The organism is Methylophaga sp. OBS1, assembly GCF_026319365.1.
This window is the reverse complement of sequence record NZ_JAPDMS010000002.1, coordinates 238,360-262,343: the sequence shown is the minus strand read 5'-3', so window position 1 is coordinate 262,343 and position 23,984 is coordinate 238,360. Positions and strand designations below refer to the sequence as shown.

27 protein-coding genes are annotated in these 23,984 nt (G+C 50.1%); 9 read left to right on the top strand and 18 right to left on the bottom strand.

Features of this window, described 5'->3' with window-relative positions:
* Window positions 1-2: 2 nt before the first annotated feature.
* The 4 genes from OMQ46_RS08020 to OMQ46_RS08005 form a co-directional block, all read right to left on the bottom strand.
* Window positions 3-1,277 (bottom strand): formylmethanofuran dehydrogenase subunit B, encoded by a 1,275-nt coding sequence (locus tag OMQ46_RS08020; protein ID WP_266236232.1) that lies wholly within the window; start codon window positions 1,275-1,277, stop codon window positions 3-5.
* A gap of 100 nt (window positions 1,278-1,377) precedes the next feature.
* A complete protein-coding gene (locus OMQ46_RS08015) occupies window positions 1,378-1,956 on the bottom strand; it encodes an SPOR domain-containing protein (protein ID WP_266236231.1) in 579 nt (192 codons plus the stop codon).
* A gap of 11 nt (window positions 1,957-1,967) precedes the next feature.
* Entirely contained in the window at window positions 1,968-3,725 is a 1,758-nt protein-coding gene (gene argS / locus OMQ46_RS08010; RefSeq protein WP_266236499.1) for an arginine--tRNA ligase, read from the bottom strand.
* Between the two features lie 101 nt (window positions 3,726-3,826).
* On the bottom strand, window positions 3,827-6,007 hold the full coding sequence (locus OMQ46_RS08005) for a primosomal protein N' (protein WP_266236230.1): 2,181 nt from the start codon (window positions 6,005-6,007) through the stop codon (window positions 3,827-3,829).
* 292 nt (window positions 6,008-6,299) lie between these two features.
* On the opposite strand from OMQ46_RS08005, the gene folA reads away from it, so the two are divergent.
* Window positions 6,300-6,791, top strand: a complete 492-nt coding sequence (gene folA / locus OMQ46_RS08000; protein ID WP_266236229.1) for a type 3 dihydrofolate reductase — start codon at window positions 6,300-6,302, stop codon at window positions 6,789-6,791.
* Here the strand turns inward: folA and OMQ46_RS07995 are convergent.
* Window positions 6,781-7,014, bottom strand: a complete 234-nt coding sequence (locus OMQ46_RS07995) for a TIGR02647 family protein (RefSeq protein ID WP_266236228.1) — start codon at window positions 7,012-7,014, stop codon at window positions 6,781-6,783. The two genes, folA and OMQ46_RS07995, sit on opposite strands and share 11 nt — an antisense overlap.
* 137 nt (window positions 7,015-7,151) lie before the next feature.
* Here OMQ46_RS07995 and OMQ46_RS07990 point away from each other — a divergent pair, with 137 nt between their 5' ends.
* Window positions 7,152-7,496, top strand: coding sequence for a pentapeptide repeat-containing protein (locus tag OMQ46_RS07990; protein WP_266236227.1), 345 nt, complete (start codon window positions 7,152-7,154; stop codon window positions 7,494-7,496).
* Here OMQ46_RS07990 and tatC read toward each other — a convergent pair.
* Genes tatC through hisB form a run of 10 tightly spaced genes read right to left on the bottom strand, consistent with a single transcriptional unit; the run spans window position 7,493 to window position 12,676 of the window.
* Window positions 7,493-8,233 carry a twin-arginine translocase subunit TatC gene (tatC, locus tag OMQ46_RS07985; RefSeq protein ID WP_266236226.1) on the bottom strand — a complete coding sequence of 247 codons (741 nt, stop codon included), beginning with the start codon at window positions 8,231-8,233 and terminating at the stop codon, window positions 7,493-7,495. The genes OMQ46_RS07990 and tatC overlap by 4 nt on opposite strands.
* Window positions 8,226-8,507 (bottom strand): Sec-independent protein translocase protein TatB, encoded by a 282-nt coding sequence (gene tatB / locus OMQ46_RS07980; RefSeq protein ID WP_266236225.1) that lies wholly within the window; start codon window positions 8,505-8,507, stop codon window positions 8,226-8,228. The genes tatC and tatB overlap by 8 nt, the downstream gene beginning before the upstream one ends.
* A 24-nt stretch (window positions 8,508-8,531) precedes the next feature.
* Window positions 8,532-8,780: a Sec-independent protein translocase subunit TatA gene (tatA, locus tag OMQ46_RS07975; RefSeq protein ID WP_416234833.1), complete on the bottom strand. Its 249-nt coding sequence runs from the start codon at window positions 8,778-8,780 to the stop codon at window positions 8,532-8,534.
* 9 nt (window positions 8,781-8,789) lie between these two features.
* The gene (locus OMQ46_RS07970) at window positions 8,790-9,128 is read right to left on the bottom strand and encodes a histidine triad nucleotide-binding protein (RefSeq protein ID WP_266236224.1); all 339 of its coding nucleotides are present in this window, start codon (window positions 9,126-9,128) and stop codon (window positions 8,790-8,792) included.
* Window positions 9,125-9,445, bottom strand: a complete 321-nt coding sequence (locus OMQ46_RS07965) for a phosphoribosyl-ATP diphosphatase (RefSeq protein ID WP_266236223.1) — start codon at window positions 9,443-9,445, stop codon at window positions 9,125-9,127. The genes OMQ46_RS07970 and OMQ46_RS07965 overlap by 4 nt, the downstream gene beginning before the upstream one ends.
* Window positions 9,442-9,822, bottom strand: coding sequence for a phosphoribosyl-AMP cyclohydrolase (gene hisI / locus OMQ46_RS07960; RefSeq protein WP_266236222.1), 381 nt, complete (start codon window positions 9,820-9,822; stop codon window positions 9,442-9,444). The genes OMQ46_RS07965 and hisI overlap by 4 nt, the downstream gene beginning before the upstream one ends.
* Complete coding sequence (hisF, locus tag OMQ46_RS07955; protein WP_266236221.1) at window positions 9,822-10,595, bottom strand: imidazole glycerol phosphate synthase subunit HisF; 774 nt, start codon at window positions 10,593-10,595, stop codon at window positions 9,822-9,824. The genes hisI and hisF overlap by 1 nt, the downstream gene beginning before the upstream one ends.
* Before the next feature lie 6 nt (window positions 10,596-10,601).
* Complete coding sequence (hisA, locus tag OMQ46_RS07950; RefSeq protein ID WP_266236220.1) at window positions 10,602-11,351, bottom strand: 1-(5-phosphoribosyl)-5-[(5-phosphoribosylamino)methylideneamino]imidazole-4-carboxamide isomerase; 750 nt, start codon at window positions 11,349-11,351, stop codon at window positions 10,602-10,604.
* Window positions 11,352-11,379: 28 nt separating this feature from the next.
* Entirely contained in the window at window positions 11,380-12,024 is a 645-nt protein-coding gene (gene hisH, locus OMQ46_RS07945) for an imidazole glycerol phosphate synthase subunit HisH (RefSeq protein WP_266236219.1), read from the bottom strand.
* Window positions 12,025-12,082: 58 nt separating this feature from the next.
* Window positions 12,083-12,676, bottom strand: coding sequence for an imidazoleglycerol-phosphate dehydratase HisB (gene hisB / locus OMQ46_RS07940; RefSeq protein ID WP_266236218.1), 594 nt, complete (start codon window positions 12,674-12,676; stop codon window positions 12,083-12,085).
* A gap of 96 nt (window positions 12,677-12,772) precedes the next feature.
* Here hisB and fnr point away from each other — a divergent pair, with 96 nt between their 5' ends.
* Window positions 12,773-13,522 carry a fumarate/nitrate reduction transcriptional regulator Fnr gene (fnr, locus tag OMQ46_RS07935; RefSeq protein ID WP_266236217.1) on the top strand — a complete coding sequence of 250 codons (750 nt, stop codon included), beginning with the start codon at window positions 12,773-12,775 and terminating at the stop codon, window positions 13,520-13,522.
* Between the two features lie 105 nt (window positions 13,523-13,627).
* Entirely contained in the window at window positions 13,628-14,332 is a 705-nt protein-coding gene (locus tag OMQ46_RS07930) for an OmpW/AlkL family protein (RefSeq protein ID WP_266236216.1), read from the top strand.
* 89 nt (window positions 14,333-14,421) lie between these two features.
* On the opposite strand, the gene murJ is transcribed toward OMQ46_RS07930, so the two are convergent.
* Window positions 14,422-15,963, bottom strand: coding sequence for a murein biosynthesis integral membrane protein MurJ (gene murJ, locus OMQ46_RS07925; protein WP_266236215.1), 1,542 nt, complete (start codon window positions 15,961-15,963; stop codon window positions 14,422-14,424).
* A gap of 40 nt (window positions 15,964-16,003) precedes the next feature.
* Between murJ and OMQ46_RS07920 the strand changes: the two genes are divergently transcribed.
* Window positions 16,004-16,642, top strand: coding sequence for an SCO family protein (locus tag OMQ46_RS07920; RefSeq protein WP_266236214.1), 639 nt, complete (start codon window positions 16,004-16,006; stop codon window positions 16,640-16,642).
* Here the strand turns inward: OMQ46_RS07920 and OMQ46_RS07915 are convergent.
* Window positions 16,624-17,550: a hydrogen peroxide-inducible genes activator gene (locus tag OMQ46_RS07915; RefSeq protein ID WP_266236213.1), complete on the bottom strand. Its 927-nt coding sequence runs from the start codon at window positions 17,548-17,550 to the stop codon at window positions 16,624-16,626. The two genes, OMQ46_RS07920 and OMQ46_RS07915, sit on opposite strands and share 19 nt — an antisense overlap.
* A 232-nt stretch (window positions 17,551-17,782) precedes the next feature.
* On the opposite strand from OMQ46_RS07915, the gene OMQ46_RS07910 reads away from it, so the two are divergent.
* The 3 genes from OMQ46_RS07910 (at window position 17,783) to gyrB (ending at window position 21,647) form a co-directional block, all read left to right on the top strand.
* On the top strand, window positions 17,783-17,947 hold the full coding sequence (locus OMQ46_RS07910; protein WP_266236212.1) for a rubredoxin: 165 nt from the start codon (window positions 17,783-17,785) through the stop codon (window positions 17,945-17,947).
* Window positions 17,948-18,077: 130 nt separating this feature from the next.
* Window positions 18,078-19,193, top strand: coding sequence for a DNA replication/repair protein RecF (gene recF / locus OMQ46_RS07905; protein WP_266236211.1), 1,116 nt, complete (start codon window positions 18,078-18,080; stop codon window positions 19,191-19,193).
* A gap of 39 nt (window positions 19,194-19,232) precedes the next feature.
* Window positions 19,233-21,647, top strand: coding sequence for a DNA topoisomerase (ATP-hydrolyzing) subunit B (gene gyrB / locus OMQ46_RS07900; RefSeq protein ID WP_266236210.1), 2,415 nt, complete (start codon window positions 19,233-19,235; stop codon window positions 21,645-21,647).
* Between the two features lie 239 nt (window positions 21,648-21,886).
* Here the strand turns inward: gyrB and OMQ46_RS07895 are convergent, their stop codons facing one another.
* Window positions 21,887-23,200 (bottom strand): NAD(P)/FAD-dependent oxidoreductase, encoded by a 1,314-nt coding sequence (locus OMQ46_RS07895; protein WP_266236209.1) that lies wholly within the window; start codon window positions 23,198-23,200, stop codon window positions 21,887-21,889.
* Between the two features lie 235 nt (window positions 23,201-23,435).
* Between OMQ46_RS07895 and OMQ46_RS07890 the strand changes: the two genes are divergently transcribed.
* A complete protein-coding gene (locus tag OMQ46_RS07890) occupies window positions 23,436-23,984 on the top strand; it encodes a flavoprotein (RefSeq protein ID WP_266236208.1) in 549 nt (182 codons plus the stop codon).

Here is a 23,984-nt window from a genome sequence, read left to right as displayed (position 1 = left end):
GTTTACAGGGCTTGTTCAACAGCAGTCAGCACCTCATAGGTGCTGGGCAAGCCGCTGTCACGCAATTTCTTCAAAGGCACTGAGACGACACTGTCGCAGCGAAAAGTGCGCCCGATATGATCAATCCCGGGTACCCCGACCGGGATAAAGACTTCCGGCTCCTGCTCAAACATCATTCCTGACCGACCGAGCACAATCGTGGTGGCATCGGTTTTAGGCGGCTTGCCGTCGATATTGAAACTGGACACCCATAACAGTACATCGACCTCGCCCTCGTCGAGCATACGCTGGCCGCGATTCATGTAGGGATCATAGTCAGGCATATTACGGCTGAAACTGGTACGCATCGGATAACCTGACTGCCAGGAAGAGACCGCATTCACTAGCGTATCACCTTCTTTACCACCGAGCGGCAGCCCATTGGAACGGGTGTCATGATTGATTTCCTTGATCATCTCGCAGATGTTCTGGATAGTCACTTCAGCATGATCGTGATTGAGCTGGGAGCCGGACCAGGTAATGACACTGTATTTGGCGGCCTTCAGCTTTTCGGCAATACCGGCGAGATCGGCCGCAGCGATGCCACCGACACTTTCCGCCTGCACTTTCTTCCCATTAACCAAAGCGCGCAATACGGAGATGACCTCGGGCAGATGGGCATCATCACATTCCAGTACTTCGGCCGGACGTCCGCCCGGTGAGGTTGAGGCATCACCCGAAGGCTTTTTACCCAGATAAATAATTTCGCGGCTTTCGATTTCCTGGCCGAACATGCTCTCTTCGGGCCAGATGAAGCGATCAAAAAAGCGCGGAAAAGTGGCTTCAATATCGGTACCGACGACCAGCAGCAAATCAACCCGGTTTCTCACCTCGGTCAGGGTGGTAGTCATATACCCACTGTCCTGCAGTACCAGAATATTGCGGAAGGCGGCATCAGAAAACTGGCTGTCTATAGTGGCACGACTGAGATCAGCCAGTGCCATCGCTGCCCGGGCACCGTTGAGGTCAGTTCCCATACCGCCAATCAGGGGCTGTTTACTGTTTTTCAGCAAACCGGCAATGTGGCTGACCGCTTCCTCAAGTGAGACTTCCTGACCCTTGATTCGCGGAGAAAGATCGCTCAGCGGCGTTTCAAAGCCGTGCCGGGTGACAGGGTCACCGTTTTCTTTCACCGTGACTGTATTGCCGTTTACCTCGACCACCAGGTCATCGGAAGCAATACCGCAGAAGGGACTGGCGACATCATGATAAATGCCATCGCTTTGCTTGTCCGTCATGTCGGTGTCCTCAATCAAATTATCAAATTCTAAACTGGGGTCAGCAGGCCGAGTTTTAAACCGGCATCACTGGTCTCTCCGGCGCGACACCGGGGTATCTTCAGCCGCTCTGTTGGGTGCGTAGCAGCAAAGAATCAATCTGATTCTCGCGTAACTGGCGTTGCAGTGCGTCTGCCTGATCGCGACCGGCAATCGGTCCGATCTGGACACGATGCCATGTATCTTTGTTGTCTATAGTAACTGTCTGAACTTTAGACTCAATACCCAATAAGGCTAATTTAGCTCGGAAACCATCGGCGTCAGCCAGCTTCTTAAACGATCCTACTTGAATCATATATCGCTCAGCCGGTTCAGCCTCAGTCTGTGTCTGGGGCTCCGGTTCTGCTGCCGGGGGTTCCGGCGGTGCGGTCACCACCGGTTGTTCGCCTTTGTTTTTATTCTCGACCACGGTTTCCATCTCCGGTAACAGGGTATAGAAATCGAAGGTCGGCTCGACGCTCTGCGCTTGCTCCTGCTCAGCGGCTTTTTTCACCGTTGTGCCCGTTTTGTCTTCAGGTACATTGTCTTTCAGATGTAACAGGAACATGACAAAAGCGCCGACAGCGAAACTGAGCAGCATCGGTCCCCAGGGAAGACTACGGCCCTGTTCCTTGTTTCGGGTATTTCTTCTGGCAGCCACAACAAATCCCCTTACATCGATTCCGGCGCAGACACGCCCATCACACCCAGCGCATTGGCAATCACCTGGCGCACGGCAGCAATCAGGGTCAACCTCGCCTGACACAGCGCCTCGTCCTCAACAATGAACTGATGGGCGTTGTAGTAGGTGTGAAAGTCCCGTGCAAGATCGGTCAGGTAATGCGCCAGCAGATGCGGCGTGTGGTTAATGGCGGCATTTTCCAGTACTTCCGGATAGGTCGAAAGCCTTGTCATCAGCGCTTCTTCATGATCAGCAGTCAGGGCAGACAGACTGGCCTCCCCCTCCGCCTGATCCCATTGCATACCACGTTCTTGTAACTGGCGGAACACACTGCAGACCCGGGCATGGGCATATTGCACGTAATACACCGGGTTATCATTGCTTTGTGACTTGGCCAGTTCCAGATCAAAATCCATATGCTGATCGGCACCACGCATTACGTAGAAGAAACGTGCCGCATCCTTACCCACTTCATCGCGCAGTTCACGCAGTGTCACAAATTCACCGCTGCGGGTCGACATCCCCACTTTTTCAGCACCGCGGTAGAGCACAGCAAACTGGACCAGCAACACTTTCAGTTGGTCTACATTCTGCTTCATAGCGGTGACGGCCGCTTTTACCCGGGGAATATAGCCGTGGTGATCGGCACCCCAGATATCAACAATCTGCTCAAATCCGCGCTGGTATTTATTCAGGTGATAAGCAATGTCGGATGCGAAATAGGTGGCTTGGCCGTTATCACGCACGACGACGCGGTCTTTTTCATCACCGTAATCGGTGGAGCGGAACCACCAGGCGCCTTTTTCCTGATAGAGCTGACCAGCGGCTTTCAGCTGCTCAATGGCTTTATCGACTTCGCCTGACTCGACCAGCGAACGCTCGGAAAACCATTCATCGTATTCAGTGCCAAACTCAGCCAGATCGTCACGGATATCGCCCAGAATTGCGTTCAGCCCTTTGTCAAAAACAAGGCGATAATCCTCCTCACCCAGCAATTGCTTGGCACGTTGGGTTAAGGCATCGATATGCATTTCCTTATCGCCGCCTTGCGGTTCATCGGCCGGAATGTCCTTGAACACAGCCTCAGACGAATGACGGAACTGTTCGTCATATTGTTGCTTGAGTTCGTCTGCGATATCCCGGACGTAATCGCCCTGGTAACCATTGCTGGGAAAAGTGAACTGTTCACCACAGGCCTGCAGGTAACGCAACCAGACACTGGTGCCCAGAATATCCATCTGTCTGCCGGCATCATTGACGTAATACTCACGGTGCACGTCAAAGCCAGCAGCCATCAGCAAGCTGCTGACTACCGAACCATAAGCGGCACCACGGCCATGACCAACATGCAGCGGACCGGTTGGGTTGGCCGAGACAAACTCGACCTGCACTTTCTTACCTTGACCGATATGGCTACGGCCATAGGCGTTTGCCTGGCTCAGAATATCTTTGACGACCTGCTGGCTGGCTTCCGCTGTCAGGAAAAAGTTGATAAAGCCGGGACCGGCAATCTCAACCTTGCTGACTACAGATGATGCAGGCAAAGCCTCGTTAATTTCGGTCGCGATCTGGCGCGGATTCATTTTCGCCGGTTTGGCCAGCATCATAGCGATATTGCAGGCAAAATCGCCATGGCTTTTGTCTTTGGTGCGTTCGATCTGAATCTCGGGGAGATCGATCTCAAGTTGATGTTTTTGGATAAAATTAGATAAAGCCTGGTTGACCAGGTTTTTCAGTTGATCTTTCAACGTATTAACGCCCTGAAATGCAAATTGAAGTGTGTCGCGCATTTTAACCGATCAACCACGCTCATGACATCCTTGTTTTAACGCGGTTCCGTCACAGCCACCTAAATCAGGTCCATGGGATCGATATCAATCGACCATCGGCATTTGCGTGCCAGTTTGTGTCGGCTGATAGCATCTGTGTGCCAGTCCAGTAACTGATGCAGCGGTTTACGCGATGTTGCCGTGAGCAACAACTGAGCACGATAGCGGCCGCCTTTTTTTTCCATGATGGTGGGTACCGGCCCCAGAATAAGTACTGCCTGCTGTGCTGTCTGATGTAAAAGCTGAGACACCGCCTGCAGAAATTCCATGGCAAGGCTGCGGTCCTTGGCTTCCGCCCGAATTACGGCCCAGTTACTGACCGGAGGCATCCCCATCTCAATACGTTCATTAAGTAGTTTTTGTGCAGCGACGGCATAGCCGTCATTAATCAAACTGCGCCAGAACGGATGCTGGGTCTGTTCCGTCTGAATCAACACTTCACCCTTTTTTTCACCCCGCCCGGCACGACCGGTGACTTGTGTAATCATCTGAGCCAGGTTTTCAGTTGCTCTGAAATCAGCACTGTAAAGTCCCTGGTCGGTATCGAGCACGCCGACCAGGGTTACATCATGAAAGTCATGACCTTTAGCCAGCATCTGGGTACCGACTAAAATCCGTGCCTGTCCCTGTCTGACTTCACTGACAATGTCATTAAAGGCATTGACCCGTTGCGTGGTATCACGATCCACGCGGAGTACCGGCACATCCGGAAAGAGTTTCTGTAGCTGTTCATCAATTTTTTCCGTACCGGCACCGTAGCTTTTGAGCTGCGTGTTAGCACAGTCCGGGCAACTGTCCGGCAACCGCTGAATCAGACCACAGTGATGGCAGAACAGGATCTGTCTTTGCCGGTGTACCACCATGCGGGCATCGCAGTGGCGGCAGCTTGCCTGCCAGCCGCAGTCATGACACATCAGTACCGGGGCATAACCTCGACGATTGATAAATAAAATAACCTGGTTGCCGGCTTGCAAATGGATCTGCATTCGATTGAGCAGGACGTCACTCAGACCGTGATCAGGATGTGCTCCCTGACTGTCTATCAAGTGAACTGCGGGTAGTTTGGCTCCCCCCGCACGCTGGCTGAGCATCAATAATTGAAATCGGTTCTGCTGAACCTGGTAAAGACTTTCCAGAGAGGGCGTAGCGCTTCCCATTACGATCGGAATACCGAATTTCTGTGCTCTCACCAGTGCCACATGACGGGCGTGATAACGAAGTCCATCCTGTTGCTTGTAGGAACTGTCATGTTCCTCGTCAATGATAATCAGACCGGGGTTGGGCAAAGGCGAAAAAACCGCGGAACGGGTACCGATAATCACATCTGCCAGCCGGGCTCTGGCCAGTAACCACCCCTGCTTGCGATCGCCATCCGAGATAGCCGAGTTTAAAACCACAATGCTGGCATCAAGTCGTTTCTGGAAGCGTTCTACAAATTGACCGGTCAGACCAATCTCCGGAATCAGTATTAGTACCTGCTGACCGGCAGCCAGTATTCGTTGCGTCAACTCAATATAAACTTCGGTTTTGCCACTCCCGGTAATGCCTTGCAGCAGAAAGGGTTTGAAGCTCGACTTCTGTTCCCAGATGGCATCAACAACCTCTTGCTGCTCCTGATTTAACTGCATGGGAAAGGTCAATTCATTGCGGCTCATCGGCAATTTGGCCGACTGTTTTTGCGTGATCAGTCCCTGCTGTTCCAGCCCTTTCAATGATGCGGTGATATTGCCCAGCTCACGTCGCAGCGTAGATTGACTGACGCCATCCGGATAGTCTTCCAATAAAGCCAGACAGGCTTGCTGCTTAGTCCCCAGTTTTTTCTCACTGAGTTTCTCGGTTTTAGACCACCAGGGTTCCTGCTCCAACATGCTTTCGCTGCCATTTCGAATTTGTTTGGGCAGCGCCGTCTGGAAGGTATCTCCGAGTGGATGATGGTAGTAACGGCTGGCCCAGAGTACTGTCTGTATCACTTCCTCAGGAATAAGCGGCGATTCATCGATGATCGCTTCAATATACTTCAGCTTTCTCTGTGTCTGCTCATTACTGTCGCTGGCATTCATGACGATGCCGATGCAATCTCTACCAGCAAAGTTGACCCTGACTCGCATACCGGCCTGCCAGAAGTCGACCTCTTTGTCTGAAAGATAATCGAATAACTGCCGAAGCGGACTGGGTACGGCAATGTGAACAATGCTGGTCATACGTTAATTAACAGAAAGAAAGAGAAAGATATTTTTTTGATGATGTTAATGTCTGATGCCTGTGGGTAGTTGGATAGTTATTGTAATCGACTTAAATACAACATCTTATCCTGATCCGGACTTGTTGATAACTTTCATCGACTGACGCGGATTTGTTGTGGACAAAATGCTGACTTATCCACAGCAAAAGTTATCCACAAGTTGTGATCGATCTTATTTGGCACTTATACAGCTTTTATTGAGGGAGCTGATTCACGTTATATTAGTGACGGTTCAAGAAAGAAGGTTTTCGATGAAATTAGCCATTATTGTGGCCACTGATGAACAGGGGCTGATAGGAAGAGATAATGATTTGCCGTGGCGTCTGTCGGCGGATCTACAGCATTTCAAACGCGTTACCATGAATAAACCGATTGTGATGGGGCGACGTACCCATGAGTCTATCGGTCGTCCACTACCGGGCAGGCAGAATATCGTCATTACGGGGAGTCGCGACTTTCAGGCATCGGGCTGTGATGTGGTTCATTCGCTGGAGGAAGCGCTGGCATTATGTCAGGGGCAGGAAGAAGTGATGATCATGGGGGGCGCATCTTTGTATCAACAGACACTGCCCCTGGCGGATAAACTCTATCTGACCCTGGTTCACGCCCGACTGGATGGAGATACCTGGTTTCCAGACTGGTCGAGCGATGAATGGGAATGTGTCAGCCGTGAGGATCATCCGGCTGACGAGAAAAATGATTATGACTACAGCTTCTTGAGCTATCAGCGCATCAGGAGGTGACGATTCTCAGAGCGTGCTGCAAATGTTCTGCGGCCTCATAACCAAGATCAGTCAGGTAACCGCCATCATGCTGGGTGATCAGGCCTTTATCATGTAACTGTTGTGCCGCTTCTATCAGTCCTTCCTTGGCATCATGATGAATTTTAATGCCGGCCTGGGTGCTGTCGAGCGGAAATTGTAACAGGACTTCCAGTTCGTCAATCAGCGCTTGCTTGATGGTCATATAGTCGGTGCCTCTTTGCAGGTTGTCTCAATCACAACATAGCACAACTGCACGGTTTGCAATGTGCAATTTGTCTGCATTTACAAGCCCTGCTACGGGCGGTAATCTTGGATTTATTACAAAGACAGGAGAACGTCATGACGGCACCGGCAATTCCCGATAATCCGCTTTACCAACTGTTACGCGATGGCAAAGTAGAAGAATTCAACCGACGGGTGGCTGCCGGCGAGCAGGTTAATCTGACCAGTTGTGATTTCAGACATCTGAACCTGCAGGGGCTTGTTGCTGAAGGATTGGATTTTTCCAACAGCTATTTTCGCCAGGCAGATTTACGGGGTATCGATTTCAGTGGCTGCCTGAGCCTGGAAGGGGCCAGTATTCATGGCGCCAAAATTTCCGGGGTTTATTTCCCCAGTCAGATCCGCGCTGAAGAGATTGAACTGTCATTGCAGCACGGGACCCGGATGCGTTACAACGTTTAAGCTTCTTCCTCTTCCTGACTGCGTCTTTTCGGTAGCCAGCGGGCACTGAACAGTCCCAGCTCAAATAATAGCCACACAGGCAGCGCCAGGAGCGTCTGGGAAATGACGTCCGGGGGGGTGAGCAGCATACCCACCACAAAAGCGCCGACAATCACATAGGGACGTTTCTCGGTCAGACTTTCCACCGTGGACGCGCCGGTCCAGATCAACAATAAAGTGGCAATCGGCACCTCAAAGGCCAGACCGAAGGCAAAAAACAGTTTGAGGACAAAATCCAGATAACTGCTGATATCGGTCATCACCGCCACACCCTCGGGCGCGGCCTGGGTCAGGAAAGCAAAAATCAGCGGAAACACCACATAAAAGGCAAAGGCGATACCTAAGAAAAACAGCACCGTACTGGCAAAAATCAGCGGGAAGACCAGCTTGCGTTCATGGTCGTAGAGTCCCGGTGCGACGAATGACCATAGCTGATACAACAGATAAGGGACGGCAATCATAATCGCCGTGCTCAGCGTCAGCTTGAACGGGGTTAGGAACGGAGAAGCGACCTCGGTCGCTATCATCGAACTGGTTTCCGGCAGATGCCGCATCAGCGGCTCGGACAGAAACAGGTATAAATCATTGGCAAACGGAAACAGGCAGAGAGCGACCAGTAATACCGCCAATACGGCCCGTAACAGACGATCACGCAGTTCAACCAGATGCGAGATCAGCGGTTGCTGCTGTTCATCCATCCTGTTTCTTGTCCTTTGATGAATCCGGTGTGCTGTCATCGAGCCGGATCTCTTCATTTAAATCCGGCATATTGTCCGGCTTCTTGAGCGCATCCTGTAGCTCCTGGGCGCGCAGTTCTCTGGAGATTTCGGAACGAATACTTTGCAGGGAGGCCTGGGCGCGGCCAATCCACAGACCGGTGACGCGGATCAGTCTGGGCAGGCGTTCCGGTCCCACTACGAGGAGTGCGACCACGGCGATCAGCAGAATTTCCCAGAAACCGATATCAAACATGAAGCACCTGACAGACGCTTAAGATTAACGTGAGGATTTATCCTTATCCTCTTGTCGTTGCTGGTTGTGGACGTTTTTATCATCGTGCTCAATGATGTTGTCGTCATCCTTTTTTTCTGACTCGTCACGGCCTTCCTGCATCGAGTCCTTGAAGTTCTTGATGGCGCTGCCCAGGTCACCGCCCAGCGAACGGAGTTTTTTGGTGCCAAACAGCAGTACCACGATGACCAGAATGATAAGTAACTGCCAGATGCTGATTCCACCGATACCCATAATGTGCTCCTATTTAAAGCTGGGCAAGGATTTGCCCCCGAGGATGTGAATATGCAGGTGATCAACTTCCTGACCGCCACCCGGACCTGTGTTGATGATACTGCGAAAACCCGTGTCGAGACCCTGCTCTAGGGCGAGCTTGGGCAAGGACAACATCATGTGGGCCAGAAGCTCGGCATGTTCGGCTTTCGCTTCATCAAGACGGGCAATATGAATTTTAGGGATCACCAGTAAATGCACATCGGCTTTCGGGTTGATGTCTTTAAAAACATAGATGAGATCGTCTTCAAATACCCTCGTCGACGGAATCACGCCATCGATAATTTTACAGAACAGACAATCGCTCATGATTTGCTCCTGCTGGCTTTTTCTTCATGGCCGGACAGACCGAAACGTCGATCCAGTTCGTCCAGAATCAGTTGCGGATCAATCCCATTATGCGCCAGTAACACCAGGCTGTGAAACCACAGATCGGCGGTTTCATAAATGATTTCTTCACGATTGCCGCCTTTGCCTGCAATGACCGTCTCAGTGGCTTCCTCTCCCAGCTTTTTCAGGATTTTGTCAGTGCCCGCCGCATACAGACTGGCAACATAAGAGCTGTCCGGGTCAGCTTGTTTGCGCTCGTTCAGCACTTGAGTGAGTTTGTGCAGAATATCGCTCATGAATAGATCTCGTCAGGATTTTTCAGGACCGGTTCCACCGGCTGCCACTCGCCGTCTTGCAAGCGGAAATAAAAACAGTGATGGCGACCGGTATGACAGGCAATACCGCCTTTCTGGATCACCTCCAGCAATACGGCATCAAAGTCACAGTCAATGCGGATGGATTGAATCAGTTGCTGATGACCGGATTGTTCTCCTTTGTGCCAGAGTTGCTGTCTGGAGCGGGACCAGTAAACCGCATGCCCGGTTTCGACTGTCAGCTGTAAGGCTTCACGATTCATCCAGGCTAAAGTGAGTACTTGCTTTGTTTCTGCTTCCTGAGTAATAACGGGAACGAGTCCATCCTCATTCCACTTAACTTGCTCCAGAAAGTCCATTACAACCTCACCTCAATACCCTGGCTTGCCATTTGCTGTTTGGCTTCCTGTACCGTGTGCTCACCAAAGTGGAATATGCTGGCAGCGAGCACGGCATCGGCCAGGCCCCGGGTAATACCGTCACTCAAATCCTGCAACTCACCCACACCGCCGGAGGCGATGACCGGTACATCGACCGCTTCACTGACTGCACGGGTCAACTCAAGATCAAAACCGGATTTGGTGCCGTCGCGATCCATGCTGGTCAGCAGGATTTCACCGGCACCGTTAGCAACCATTTTTTTTGCCCATTCAACCGCATCAATACCGGTGGGTTTTCGGCCGCCGTGAGTAAAAATTTCCCAGCGGGCGGGTTCGCCCTCTTCGGAGACGCGTTTGGCATCAATGGCCACAACAATACATTGGGAACCGAATCGATCAGCCGCCTCGCGGACAAAGTCCGGGTTCTTAACCGCAGCAGAGTTGATACCCACTTTATCGGCGCCGGCATTCAGCATCCGGCGGATGTCTTCCACAGTGCGAATACCGCCGCCCACAGTCAATGGAATAAACACCTGGCTGGCGACGGCTTCTACTACATGCACCATGGTGTCACGTTCGTGATGAGTCGCAGTAATGTCGAGAAAGGTAATTTCGTCTGCGCCCTGCTCATCATAACGCTTGGCAACTTCGATGGGATCGCCGGCATCACGGATATCAACAAACTGGACGCCTTTGACGACACGACCGTTATCAACGTCGAGACAGGGAATGATGCGTTTGGCGAGGCCCATCAGTGATTAAAACTCCAGTGGTGGATTCAGTTTATCGGCCAGTTCCTGGCCTTTTTTCAAATCAATACTGCCTTCGTAAATTGAGCGGCCCAGAATCGCACCCATTACGCCCTCGGCTTCGGCTTCACATAAGGCTTCGATATCTTCGTAGCTGCTAACGCCGCCGGAAGCGATGACCGGTATCTGAATGGCGCTGGCCAGTTTACGGGTGGAGTCGAGGTTGACGCCCTGCATCATGCCGTCGCGGCTGATATCGGTGTAGATGATTGCTTCAACACCGTCCTGTTCGAATTGCTGCGCGATATCAATCACATCATGGTTGGACAGTTTGGACCAGCCGTCGATGGCGACTTTGCCGTCTTTCGCATCCAGACCAATGATGATGTGGCCTGGGAATTCAGCGCAGACATCGCCGACAAAATGCGGTGCATTGATGGCTTTGGTACCGAGAATGACATAACGGACACCGGCATGCAGATAGGTTTCGATGGTTTCTTCATCACGAATACCGCCACCGACCTGAACATCGAGGTCGGGAAACGTCTCACAGACTTTATGAATCACATCGGCATTGACCGGGTTGCCGGCAAAAGCGCCATCCAGATCGACCATATGCAGCCGCTTGGCACCCGCTTCCACCCATTTTCTGGCAACCGCAACCGGATCATCTGAAAACACGGTATTGTCTTCCATACGCCCCTGACGCAAACGCACGCAGTGACCTTGTTTGAGATCAATGGCAGGGATCAACAACATAAATCATTCTCCGTTTTTTGGGCGGTCATCAGCTTTGTCCGTCCCAGTTTACAAAATTTTCCAGCAACTGCAGGCCGGCACGTTGGCTTTTCTCCGGGTGAAACTGAGTGGCAAACACATTATCGCGGTAAATAGCGGAAGCAAAGCTATTACCGTAATGGGTTGTGGCTGCCACCACGGCCGGGTCGGTCGGGCTGACATAATAACCATGCACAAAATAGAAGCGACTGTCCTGCGCAATATTCTGCCAGAGTGGATGAGTACAGGTCTGATGCACCTGATTCCAGCCCATATGCGGCACTTTCAGCTTGTCGCCTTGTTCTGAGCGCGGCTTGTCAAACGCTTTGACTTCACCCGGAATGATGTCGAGGGCAGTAATGCCATTATTTTCTTCGCTGCGGCTCAACATTGCCTGCATCCCCAGGCAGATGCCGATAAAGGGTTTGCTGCGGGCGGCATCTCTGACCACGTCATCCAGTCTCAGACGCTGGAGTTCATCCATGCAGTCACGGATTGCGCCGACACCGGGAAAAACAATATGGCTGGCCGAGAGGATCTCTTCCGGCTGGGAGCTGATAAACACATGAGCGGATTGCCCGGAGACGGTTTCCAGTGCTTTCGACACGGAGCGAAGATTGCCCATGCCATAGTCGATCACTGCTACGCGACGCATTTTATACCTGTTTACAAATCATCTTTGGAAAATGGCTGAAGAAGCCTGAGTTGCGAGCTTACAATGCCCCTTTGGTTGACGGTAATTGTTCCAGGGCCCGCTGATCCAGCGATACCGCCATGCGCAACGCACGACCGAAAGCTTTGAATATGGTTTCAGCGATATGGTGGGCATTACGGCCTTTCAGGTTATCGATGTGCAGTGTGATACCGGCATGATTGACCAGTCCCTGGAAAAACTCGTAAAACAGGTCAACATCGAACTCACCGATTTTGTCACGGGTAAAGGTGACGCCGAACTCCAGGCCGGGACGACCGGATAAATCGAGCACCACGCGCGACAGCGCTTCATCCAACGGGACATACGCATGACCGTAGCGAACCACCCCTTTCTTATCACCCAGGGCCTTTTTTAACGCCTGACCAATGGTGATACCGACATCTTCCACGGTGTGGTGCGCATCGATGTGCAAATCACCGTTAGCCTTGACGCTGAGGTCAAACAGACCGTGACGGGCGATTTGATCCATCATGTGATCGAGGAAAGGCACACCGGTTTCGGCCTGGAATTTGCCACTGCCATCGAGATTAATGGCAACTTCGATTTGGGTCTCCAGCGTGTTTCGCGCAATAGTCGCGCTACGAGCGGTCATTGTGAATCCTGATTTTATTGATAAAACGAGATAATAACTGTTTCGGACAAGGGTTTGAAGGGTTATTATAGGCAATGTTATGCACAAGGATCAGTAATGGCTCAATTGAACAACGTTACCCCGTTATTCAAAGACCTCGCCAAAGTCGAGCACGAACACAACATCGCCTGCCGGGAATGTTCCCTTTACCGCTTGTGTTTACCGTTAGGGTTACACAGTAACGATCTGGCTCAGCTGGACAAAATTATCAAGCGCAGCCAGAACTATTCCCGCGGTCAGGCCTTGTTTGCGACGGATACACCGTTCAAATCGATTTTTGTCGTGCGCTCCGGTTCCTTCAAGACCACGGTTCAGGCCAGCGATGGCCGTGAACAAGTGACGGGCTTCTATTTCCCCGGCGAGTTTATCGGCATGGACGCAATTTACGAACAGGCATACAAATCTACTGCTAAAGCCCTGGAAAGCAGCAGTGTCTGTGAATTACCGTTTGAAAAGCTGCAGGATTTGGGTGCCACCATGCCACAGCTTCAGATACAAATGATGTCGCGGCTGAGTAAAGAGCTTTCGGGTGATAAAACGCTGATGTTTTTGCTCGGTAAAAAAACGGCTGAGGAAAAACTGGCTACCTTCCTCCTGTCTCTATCGCGACGGTTTCAAGATCGCGGCTTCTCCGCCCGCGAATTTCAATTGACGATGTCACGCGGTGATATCGCTAATCATCTGGGGCTTGCCGTTGAGACCGTCAGTCGTCTGTTTACCCGGTTTCAGGACGAAGGTTTGATCGGCATTCAGGGCAAAGCAATCAACCTGACTGATCAGGACAAACTGAAACAACTCTGCGGTTGAAATTCTTACCACACCAATAATTGATCCAGGTCAATGCGTGTTCAGGCCTCCTCCCTGAAAATGAACCCATGTTTGACGCACAGGGGTTGTCCCGGAGGAAAAAGAATGAAAAAAACCGTTTTTGCAGCTGCCATGATCACTGGTTTGGGTTTGAGTGCCGCCGCATTACCTGCAATGGCCTATGAGGCAGGTGATTGGCTGGTTCGCGGTCGCGTTATTAACGTTGCACCTAATGATGATAGTGGACGTCTCTATCTGAACGACACAACCAGTCTTGGTGAAGGTGTGAAAGTTGATACTGACACCGTACCAGAACTCGATATCACCTACATGATTACACGTAACTGGGGGCTTGAACTGATTCTGGGTTTCTCAGAGCATAATGTTTCAGTCCATAAAGCGGCTGAATCAAATGCTAGAGGTGCAGGTCTGACAGGTTCAAGTCAGGTTATTGAGTCTAAAGTCCTGCCACCGACCCTGTTGCTGCAGTACCACTTCCGGCCAGATGGTGATGTACGTCCATACGTGGGTGCCGGTATTAACTATACTTACTTTTTTGATGAGAAAGTCCCTAGTGACTCTCTGGTCGCTGCAGCGGGCGACGATATAAAACTCGACAGTTCATGGGGACTAGCAGTTCAGGCCGGTGTTGATGTTGCTTTGAACGAAGACTGGTTTGTGAACTTTGATGTGAAATATATCGATATTGATACTGAAGCTCATTTCAAAAACACTGCAGTCAATCGACTCAGAATCAATGCGGATATTGATCCCTTTGTCTGGGGTATTGGTATCGGTCGTCGTTTCTAACCCCTCGATACGCGGATGTTCAACAACACATCCGCGTATTTTGGTTGTGTCCTCGTAGTGCCTTGGCCCTCCCTTCCGGAGGGCTTTTTTTAATTCTGTCGCGGCCGCATTAAGGCTTTGATATGGATCCCAAGCAGGCTGAGTATTGCAAAATAAGCCAGGGCAGCACCCACAATCAGCAGCATCAGTTGGCCGAAACGCTGCCAGGCTGTCCAGTCCTGCCATTCAGCTATTGCCGGCGTCAACCACAGTAACAGCCCCAGCATCAGGCCATTGGCAACAAAAAGTTTAGTGATAAACAGCAACCAGCCTGGATTAGGTGAGTAAACCTGGCGACGGCGTAACCCAAAGTACAGCAGGCCGGCATTGAGCATTGCCGATAATGACGTTGCTAATGCCAGTCCGACATGGGCTAAATACATCATCAGAATGATATTCAGTACCATATTACTGATCATCGCAATCACGCCAATCTTGACCGGGGTCTTGGTGTCCTGGCGTGCATAATAACCGGGTGCCAGCACTTTAATCAGGATAAACGGTAATAAACCCAGACCATAAGCCATCAGACTCAGAGAGGCCTTGTAAGCATCGCCGGCTTCGAATTCACCGTATTGAAACAGCGTTGTTAACAGGGGTTGCGACAGTGCGATCAATCCAATGGCAGCAGGTGTGCCGATGACAAACACCCAACGTAATGCCCAGTCAATGGTGTCTGAAAACCCTTCGCTTGACTGAGTGGCATGTTTCTTAGACAGGCTGGGCAGGATGACGGTTGATAATGCGATGCCAAATACCCCCAGCGGGAATTCCACCAGGCGATCGGAGTAGTAAAGCCAGGAAATGCTGCCGGTGACCAGGAACGATGCCAGTAATGTATCCAGCAGCAGGTTGATCTGCGCTACAGACACGCCGAACATGGCGGGAATCATCAGTTTAGTTATTTTTTTGACTCCTTCACTACGCCAGCCCCAGCGCGGTCTGGGTAGCGCCTGAATCTGAAGCAGGAACGGCAGTTGAAACAGTAATTGCACCACCCCGCCGATAAATACGCCCCAGGCGAGGGCCTTCACCGGTTCATCAAGCTGTGGCGACAGCCAGATAGCGCTACCAATCAAGGATAAATTCAGAAACACCGGTGTGAAGGCGGGTACGGCGAATTTACCGAAGCTGTTGAGAATTGAGCCTGCCAGTGCCGTCAACGAAATAAATAATAAATAGGGAAAGGTGATGGTCAGCAGTTCACCGGCGAGTGTGAGTTTATAAGGGTCGCTGATAAAGCCGGGAGCAAAAATCATAATGATGAGTGGCGCAGCCAGCATGCCCACTGCACTGATTAGCATAAGAATGACGGCCAGTGTGCCGCTGGTCTGGGCAATCAGTTCCTTGAGTGGTTTATCGCCGCGCTCACGAAACTCAGCAAGTACAGGGATGAAAGCTTGTGAAAACGCGCCTTCAGCAAACAGCCGCCGTAGAAAGTTAGGGATCTTGAAGGCGACAAAAAAGACGTCCGCCCCCAGTCCTGCGCCAAACATCCTGGCAATGACAATATCCCGTAAAAAACCCAATATGCGGGAAATAAACGTCATGATGCTGACAACTGCGGTAGACTGAAACAGCTTTTCGCTCATTTGATGCTCATTGGATTAGCTCAACAACGGAATTAACCGGATGAAGTTATTCAAAAGCTTTAATTCTAAGGGTTTTTTGCTGTTATATCTCGTTGTCTTTGCGAGTCTCCTGCTCGTATGGCTATTTCAGGTCGAACAGAAACAGACAGACAACCGCGAAATTCCACCCTCATTAGCCCCTGTGTTACGGTCACCGCCGGCAGCGTTAGATCAGTTTTTACTCTATTCCGATACCCGTGAGGTGCTGACCGAACAGTCCCTGCGTGGTAAATGGACCTATGTTTACTTCACCCACCCCGCCTGTCTGCCCCAGTGTGAGCCGGTATTATCGGTAATGCAGAATCTGCAACAGCTGGCAGCAACCAGCGAGATTCAGTTTGTATCGATTAATTTCGATCCTGATCAGGATACACAGCGACCGGAATGGTGGCTGGAGAATACACCCTCATTACCGCTATACGGCGGCAACAAAGCGGTTATCGTGGCATTAGCAGATAAATTTGAATTCCTGCACCTCAGAACAACACTGGACAAAGGCTATAGTTTGGAACAACAGCACAGTGTGTTTTTAGTCGATCCTAAAGCACGTGTTTATGCACGTTTTGACCCGCCTTTTTCATCACCACTGATCCAACAGCAGTTCTTGGCAATACGGCAATTCTACGCCCGCAGCGAATAGTCAGTATCTTCCAGTGCATCTGAAAAGGTTTGCGCCAATTGTTCCAGTGTTGCTGTACGGCGAAAGCTCGGACGCCATACCAGACCGATCTCACGCATCGCTTGATTATGCTTGTTCTCCAGCGGTACCAGGCTGATATCTGAATGGCTCACCATATCAGAGGTGATGGCCATGTCAGGAATAAGGGTGATACCCAGGCCGCTGGCAACCATCTCGATCAGGGTATAAAGGCTGGTTGCCTGTACACTTTTTCGCTGTGCAGAAGCCGGTAATTGGCAGGCACTGAGTGCATGTTCCCGCATACAATGTCCTTCAGCCAGTAATAACAATTCATTGGTTGGCAGCTCATCGGCCCGAAGTGCTTTTTTCTGTGCCAGACGATGCTGCTTTGGAAGCGCAACCCAAAATGGTTCCTGAGCAAATATCCGGTGAGTCAGGCCACGGATATTGAACGGAAATGCCAGCACAGCGACATCAATACTTCCGGCCTCCAGCTGATCCAATAAGCGTTCCGACTGGTCTTCAATTAACAGGATTTCGAGGTCAGGTAACTGCTGTCGTACAGTAGGTAACACCTTGGGTAAAAGAAAAGGACTAATGGTAGGGATCACACCGACTTGAATTCTTCCTGAAAGCGGATTCCTCTCAGACTGCGCCAAATCCACCAGATCCTCGCTTAATGACAAAATCTGTTGCGCCCTGCCGGCTATTTCTTCACCGATAGGCGTCGGTAATACCTTACGATTAGTCCTTTCCAGTAATGAAACCTCCAGCAGTTCTTCCAGATCCTGTATGCCCGCGCTGAGTGTGGACTGAGTAACAAAACACTTCTCAGCAGCGTGACCGAAATGTTTCTCTTCCACAACGGCGGTGAGGTATTGCAACTGACGTAAGGTGGGTAGTCTCATAATCGAATTTTCCGCTTAAAAATCAATATTTAATCAATATATCTAAACTATCATGAATATCGTCGTTTGTATCCCGTTATGCTGACAACTTTTAGTTTTAATTCGCAGTCCATCCCTATGACTTTTTAAACCTGCATTAGTTTTATTGAGTCGGTGTCAAATCAGCGTGAGTATCCCTGATATTTGTTAGAATCAATAAACTCGGATTTTCAGAACTGCACAGGAGAGATTAATGAAAAAATGGCAATGCATTGTATGCGGCTTCATTTATGATGAAGCACGAGGTTTACCAGAAGAGGGTATTCCTCCGGGCACCAAATGGGATGAGATTCCTGAAGATTGGGAATGCCCGGAATGTGGTGTGGGCAAAGAAGATTTTGAAATGGTGGAAATCTAAAATCCGCACCCTCTTCTCTCAAAGTGAGGTCAGCCAGTTATTTTCTCTAATATCCGAAACGAAACCATGCTGGCTGATTTTTATCCTACGCGAAACTAAACGATTTATATTTCCCTGATTTTAATAGACCGTGCTGGCACAGATACAAATTCACCATTTCCGTAACATTGTTACTGCGGAGCTGTTTCCGTCGCATGGCATTAATTTTATCTTAGGCGAAAATGGCTCTGGCAAAACAAGTTTGCTGGAAGCCATATTTGTCTTGGCCATGGGACGTTCCTTTCGCTCCCGTTTCCTAAAAAACCTGGTCAATCATCAACATTCGCGTCTCACCCTGTTTGCTCGCTCAATTGATAAAACACCTATCGGTTTACAATACGATTTACAGAGCGGGCTTCAAATCAGACTCAATAATGCGTCGTTGAAACGCCTGTCAGATCTGGCATTCCACCTACCGGTTCAACTTATTCCCGCTAACTGTCATCAGTTCTTCGAACAAGGACCCAAATACCGAAGACGTATGGTTGATTGGGGTGTGTTCCACGTGGAACATCATTTCAACTATCACTGGCAATCTTATAAAAAAGTACTGCAACAACGAAATGCAGCAATAAAATCACACAAACCAATCAGTGAAATCAAACTGTGGGATAAAGCTCTGACGGAACATGGGCTGGTAATCACAGAAATGCGTGAGCGGTATTTGAAACAACTGATTGTGCGGTTCCGACCGTTCTTCAGCAAACTGTGTCCAGAGCTCGCAGAGTATAAATTTTCATTACGTTATCTACGTGGCTGGAATAAAGAATTCAGTTTGGCAGACTACCTCGAACAGAATATTGAACGTGATCAGGCTCTCGGTTACACACGATCCGGACCACATGCCGCTGACTGGTCTTTCAAAGTGAATGATTCTGATCCTTATGAGATGCTCTCCAGAGGCCAACAGAAACTATTTTTTCTGTCTTTGAGCATGGCGCAAATTATGATTTTGGCCGACACAACACAGCGTGAAAACACACTACTTCTGATTGATGATTTAAGCTCAGAATTGGACTGGCATCATCAACAAACGGTTGTTAAAACACTCAGAGAACTCCCTGTACAGAGCTTCATCAGTAGCACTAACAGAGACCTCGAAACCTTGATTTCCGATGAAAATGATAAGAAGTTCCACGTGGAACATGGCATGATTTACGAGAAAGTCAGTGATGCTATCAACACAGGTTCAGACGTAGTAGAATGATAGGTTATTCAACATCCTAGACACAGGAACAGTTTGATTATGGCAACGGATAATAACAGCACCTACGATTCTTCAAATATCAAAGTATTGAAAGGACTAGATGCCGTCAGAAAAAGACCGGGTATGTATATCGGTGACACTGACGATGGAACGGGTCTGCATCATATGGTTTTCGAGGTGCTGGATAATGCGATCGACGAGGCCCTCGCCGGTCACTGTTCACAAATTGAAGTACGTATCCATCCCGACGACTCCGTATCGGTGATTGATAATGGACGTGGTATCCCGGTCGATATTCACGAAGAGGAAGGCGTCTCAGCTGCAGAAGTCATCATGACCGTCCTGCATGCTGGCGGTAAATTTGATGACAATTCCTACAAAGTCTCTGGCGGCCTGCATGGTGTAGGTGTCTCAGTGGTGAATGCGCTTTCCAAAAAATTGACGATGGAGATCCATCGCAACGGCCGTCTTCACAAACAGTCCTACACCCACGGCGTACCAGACTCGCCGCTTAAAGATGTCGAAGACACTTCAATCACAGGAACCCGAATTCAATTCTGGCCCAGTGAGGAAACTTTCACGAATGTTACCTTTGATTACAACATACTGGCCAAGCGTATCCGTGAACTTGCCTTCCTCAACTCCGGGGTAAGAATCAAACTAACGGATGAGCGGGATGAGCGTACAGAGACCTTTTTCTACGAGGGCGGCATCACTGCTTTTGTAGAACATCTGAATAAAAACAAAACGCTGATCCACGACAACATTATCAAGATTGATGGCGTACGCGAAGATGTCACTGTTGAGCTGTCAATGCAGTGGAACGATTCCTATCAGGAAAATATTTATTGCTTTACCAATAACATCCCACAGCGCGATGGCGGGACTCATCTCGCTGGGTTCCGTGCTGCCCTCACCCGTACCCTGAATCAGTATATTGAAAGTGAAGGACTGGCTAAGAAGTCCAAAGTGACCACCAGTGGTGACGATGCCCGAGAAGGCTTAACCGCAGTCTTATCGGTCAAAGTGCCGGACCCTAAATTTAGCTCTCAGACTAAAGACAAACTGGTTTCTTCTGAAGTGCGGACCATTGTCGAGTCACTGGTCAATGAGTTCTTCCACGACTTTCTGATCGAAAACCCGACCGATGCCAAGTTGATCGCCAACAAAATGATCGATGCGGCCCGGGCTCGTGATGCGGCCAGGAAAGCACGTGAGCTGACTCGCCGTAAAGGCGTTCTGGATATTGCAGGACTACCCGGCAAACTGGCGGATTGTCAGGAACGCGACCCGGCATTGTCAGAACTGTTCCTGGTGGAGGGTGATTCTGCGGGCGGCAGTGCCAAGCAGGGTCGTGACCGCCGTACCCAGGCGATTCTGCCACTGAAAGGGAAAATCCTTAATGTTGAGCGTGCCCGTTTCGACAAAATGATTAGTTCCGCCGAAGTTGGCACACTGATCACGGCCTTGGGTTGTGGTATCGGTCGCGACGAATATGACCCGGAGAAACTGCGTTATCATCACATCATCATCATGACTGACGCTGACGTCGATGGCTCGCATATCCGTACTCTACTGCTGACTTTCTTTTATCGGCAAATGCCTGAACTGATTGAACGTGGCCATGTGTATATTGCACAGCCTCCACTGTACAAGATCAAAAAAGGCAAACAGGAACGCTATGTTAAAGATGACGCAGAAATGGAGCGTTATCTAACCGAGGTCGCGTTGCAGAACGCAGCACTCTATCCGACTGCCGATGCCACTGCGATTGAGGGTAATGCACTGGCAGCATTGGTGGCTGAGTACCAGACCATCAATGCGATCATCGGTCGTCTTTCCAACCACTATTATCCAGCCTTCCTGGATCAACTGGTGTATCAGCCGCAGATCCCTGCATTTGGTGATCCTGCCATGGATGATTGGCTTTTGACGATTGAAACAGCGATGAACCGTGGTCTGCCAACCGGCACCCATTACAAGCTGAGCATTCAGAATCAGGAAGACGAACCGGTGCCGATGGTGAACATTAGTTTCAGTCGCCACGGTATCAGTACCGACTTTCATGTGCCGGGTGAATTCTTTGATAGCACCGAGTATCAGAAAATTCTCGCTTTCTCTAATAAAATCAATGGCTTGTTTGGTGATGGTGCCCGTGTGGAACGGGGTGAACGCTCAGAGAATATTCATTACTTCTCGCAAGCCGTTAACTGGTTATTGGCTGAAGCGCGTCGTGGTCAGCATGTCCAGCGCTACAAAGGTCTGGGCGAAATGAATCCGGATCAGCTCTGGGAAACCACCATGGATAAGAGCAAACGACGCCTGCTGCAAGTGAAAATTGATGATGCAATCGCTGCCGATGAAACGTTCAATACCCTGATGGGAGATCATGTTGAGCCGCGGCGTGAATTCATTGAAACGCATGCTTTGCAGGTATCCAACCTCGATATCTAAATTTCGCGGACTCATAATGAATAAAGCCCTGGCTGTTAATCAGTCAGGGCTTTTTTTGTTTGTTTATCTGTGCAACGGCAGACATGCTGGCATATAAAGAGATGACAGCCCAGGCTGATGTCTCTTCAGGGCACCCAGCAAGCCCATAGGCGGCATTTTACAATCACGCAGCCAGGTTACCCTATCAGGTACAAAAAAGGCCCTGAAAAGGGCCTTGTTCTCGCGATAGCGTAGATTAATCAGTGCAGCTTGATTTTTGGATGCACACTGCGTCTGAAAAGATGTGACAGAGACAGCATCGCAACACGGAATGGACCGAAAAGCGCCATCTGGTGCATTTTGTAGAGGGACAGGTACATCACCCGAGCCATAAAACCCTCAATCATCATGCTGCCACGGCTCAGATTACCCATCAGATTCCCAACCGTGCTGTAGCGACCCAGAGACACCAGAGAACCATAGTCGTGATATTCGTATTCCGGCAGTGGTTTGTCCTTGAGGCGGTTAAGTATCGATTTGTAGACGTGAGAGGCCATCTGATGCGCAGCCTGGGCGCGGGGTGGCACATTTTCATCATGCCCCTGCCACTTGCAGGCACAGCAGTCACCAATCGCATAAATATCATCATCAAGCGTGGTCTGGAGCGTTTGTCTGACAACCAGTTGATTCATCCAGTTGGTCTCAAGGCCATCAATGTCCTTGAGGAACTCAGGCGCCTTGATACCCGCCGCCCAGACTTTGATCGCTGCAGGAATCACATTACCGCTTTCAGTAATGATTTCCTTGTCATTGACCTCCACCACGCGTTCGCCGGCCATGACGTTGACGCCCAGTTTATTTAACTCAGACAAGGTTGCATCAGAGATATTTTTGGGTAACCCGGAAAGAATACGGTCTGCCGCTTCAATGATAGTGATTTTCACATCCTGTGGATTGACTTCATCAAGGCCATAGGCAGTCAGTAAATGAGACACCTCATGTAGCTGTGCACTCAGTTCGACACCCGTGGCGCCGGCGCCGACGATAGCAATATTCAACTGACCGTCATCCAGGGGCTTACCCTGCGTGTGTGCACGCAGATAGGTCTGGAGTAATTTATTCTGAAAGACTTCAGCCTGTTTAGTGGTGTCCAGGAACAGACAGTGTTCACGCACGCCTTTGATGCCGAAGTCGTGGCTAATGCTGCCGACAGAGACAATCAGATAGTCATAATCGAAATTACGACGGGGAATGATCTCGACACCATCACTGTTGAGCGTCGGGGCGACGGAGATTTGTTTGTTTTTGCGATCCAGACCATCCATACGGCCCAGACGGAAGCGAAAACCACTGTAATTAGCCTGACCCAGGTATTCAATCTCATCCTCGTGGGAATCCAGTGTGCCGGCTGCCACTTCGTGCAGAAGCGGTTTCCAGATATGAGTATGAGTGCTGTCTACCAGCGTGACCTCAGCTTTTCCTTTTTTACCCAGTTTTTTGCCGAGTTTGGTGACCAGCTCCAGGCCACCTGCTCCGCCGCCGACAACGACAATTTTGGGGATGTGGTTTGACATTCGCTATGGCTCCAATCCGACGCAGATGTATGAGGACAGCAGTTCTCTCTGGCAATCGGCTGAGGTGGAATGCGCTATATAGTCAGCGAACACAGGATCAAGCCGGGAAAGATCAACAGTCCATCAAGTTAAAATGTGATTTTAACGTAAAAAACCCCATAAAAACTATCTTATTTTTACTACAGAGGCCGACTCTGGCAAAATTAATGATCTTGATCAATTTTAGAGACCACAAATGCAAGCAAGGCCCGAAAAACCACGCCTGGCCTGGGCTGTAACCGGTTCCGGACATTACCTTGAAGAATGCCTTGAGATTGTTCGTCAACTGGACGATGTTGATCTGTTTTACAGCCGCGCCGGGGAGGAAGTGATCCGGATGTATGGTCATGAACCTAAAGAAATCGTGCCTGAGGGTCGAATCTACAGGGATCGTGCTGCCAGTGCACCGCCGGTGGGCCTGTTCTACAGGGGGGACTACCATACGCTGGTGGTGGCACCGGCAACCTCCAATAGTGTGGCAAAAATGGTTTTGGGCCTGTCGGACACATTGGTCACTAATATTTATGCACAAGCAGGAAAATGCCGGATACCCAGTATCGTTCTGGCTTGTGATGCTATCCCTGAGGTTGATACACCAGCACCGGACCGCATGGTCAGATTGTGGCCGCGCAAGATTGATCTGGAGCATACTGAGAAACTGAAAACGTTTGAAGCCACTACCGTAGTGGAAACGGCGGAGCAATTGTCTGCTGCGATCAAAAAGCGCTTGGCTGAGGTGGGCTGA

Coding starts and splice junctions, on each gene's coding strand:
- folA (WP_266236229.1), top strand. CDS start 6,300: ATGAAATTAGCCATTATTGTGGCCACTGATGAACAGGGGCTGATAGGA.
- OMQ46_RS07895 (WP_266236209.1), bottom strand. CDS start 23,200: ATGTCAAACCACATCCCCAAAATTGTCGTTGTCGGCGGCGGAGCAGGT.
- OMQ46_RS07890 (WP_266236208.1), top strand. CDS start 23,436: ATGCAAGCAAGGCCCGAAAAACCACGCCTGGCCTGGGCTGTAACCGGT.
- hisF (WP_266236221.1), bottom strand. CDS start 10,595: ATGGGCCTCGCCAAACGCATCATTCCCTGTCTCGACGTTGATAACGGT.
- OMQ46_RS07930 (WP_266236216.1), top strand. CDS start 13,628: ATGAAAAAAACCGTTTTTGCAGCTGCCATGATCACTGGTTTGGGTTTG.
- OMQ46_RS08005 (WP_266236230.1), bottom strand. CDS start 6,007: ATGACCAGCATTGTTCACATTGCCGTACCCAGTCCGCTTCGGCAGTTA.
- OMQ46_RS07995 (WP_266236228.1), bottom strand. CDS start 7,014: ATGACCATCAAGCAAGCGCTGATTGACGAACTGGAAGTCCTGTTACAA.
- OMQ46_RS07990 (WP_266236227.1), top strand. CDS start 7,152: ATGACGGCACCGGCAATTCCCGATAATCCGCTTTACCAACTGTTACGC.
- OMQ46_RS07965 (WP_266236223.1), bottom strand. CDS start 9,445: ATGAGCGATATTCTGCACAAACTCACTCAAGTGCTGAACGAGCGCAAA.
- gyrB (WP_266236210.1), top strand. CDS start 19,233: ATGGCAACGGATAATAACAGCACCTACGATTCTTCAAATATCAAAGTA.
- tatC (WP_266236226.1), bottom strand. CDS start 8,233: ATGGATGAACAGCAGCAACCGCTGATCTCGCATCTGGTTGAACTGCGT.
- murJ (WP_266236215.1), bottom strand. CDS start 15,963: ATGAGCGAAAAGCTGTTTCAGTCTACCGCAGTTGTCAGCATCATGACG.
- hisI (WP_266236222.1), bottom strand. CDS start 9,822: ATGGACTTTCTGGAGCAAGTTAAGTGGAATGAGGATGGACTCGTTCCC.
- OMQ46_RS07915 (WP_266236213.1), bottom strand. CDS start 17,550: ATGAGACTACCCACCTTACGTCAGTTGCAATACCTCACCGCCGTTGTG.
- hisH (WP_266236219.1), bottom strand. CDS start 12,024: ATGCGTCGCGTAGCAGTGATCGACTATGGCATGGGCAATCTTCGCTCC.
- hisB (WP_266236218.1), bottom strand. CDS start 12,676: ATGACCGCTCGTAGCGCGACTATTGCGCGAAACACGCTGGAGACCCAA.
- tatB (WP_266236225.1), bottom strand. CDS start 8,507: ATGTTTGATATCGGTTTCTGGGAAATTCTGCTGATCGCCGTGGTCGCA.
- fnr (WP_266236217.1), top strand. CDS start 12,773: ATGGCTCAATTGAACAACGTTACCCCGTTATTCAAAGACCTCGCCAAA.
- OMQ46_RS07920 (WP_266236214.1), top strand. CDS start 16,004: ATGAAGTTATTCAAAAGCTTTAATTCTAAGGGTTTTTTGCTGTTATAT.
- OMQ46_RS07910 (WP_266236212.1), top strand. CDS start 17,783: ATGAAAAAATGGCAATGCATTGTATGCGGCTTCATTTATGATGAAGCA.
- tatA (WP_416234833.1), bottom strand. CDS start 8,780: ATGGGTATCGGTGGAATCAGCATCTGGCAGTTACTTATCATTCTGGTC.
- OMQ46_RS07970 (WP_266236224.1), bottom strand. CDS start 9,128: ATGAGCGATTGTCTGTTCTGTAAAATTATCGATGGCGTGATTCCGTCG.
- OMQ46_RS08020 (WP_266236232.1), bottom strand. CDS start 1,277: ATGACGGACAAGCAAAGCGATGGCATTTATCATGATGTCGCCAGTCCC.
- hisA (WP_266236220.1), bottom strand. CDS start 11,351: ATGTTGTTGATCCCTGCCATTGATCTCAAACAAGGTCACTGCGTGCGT.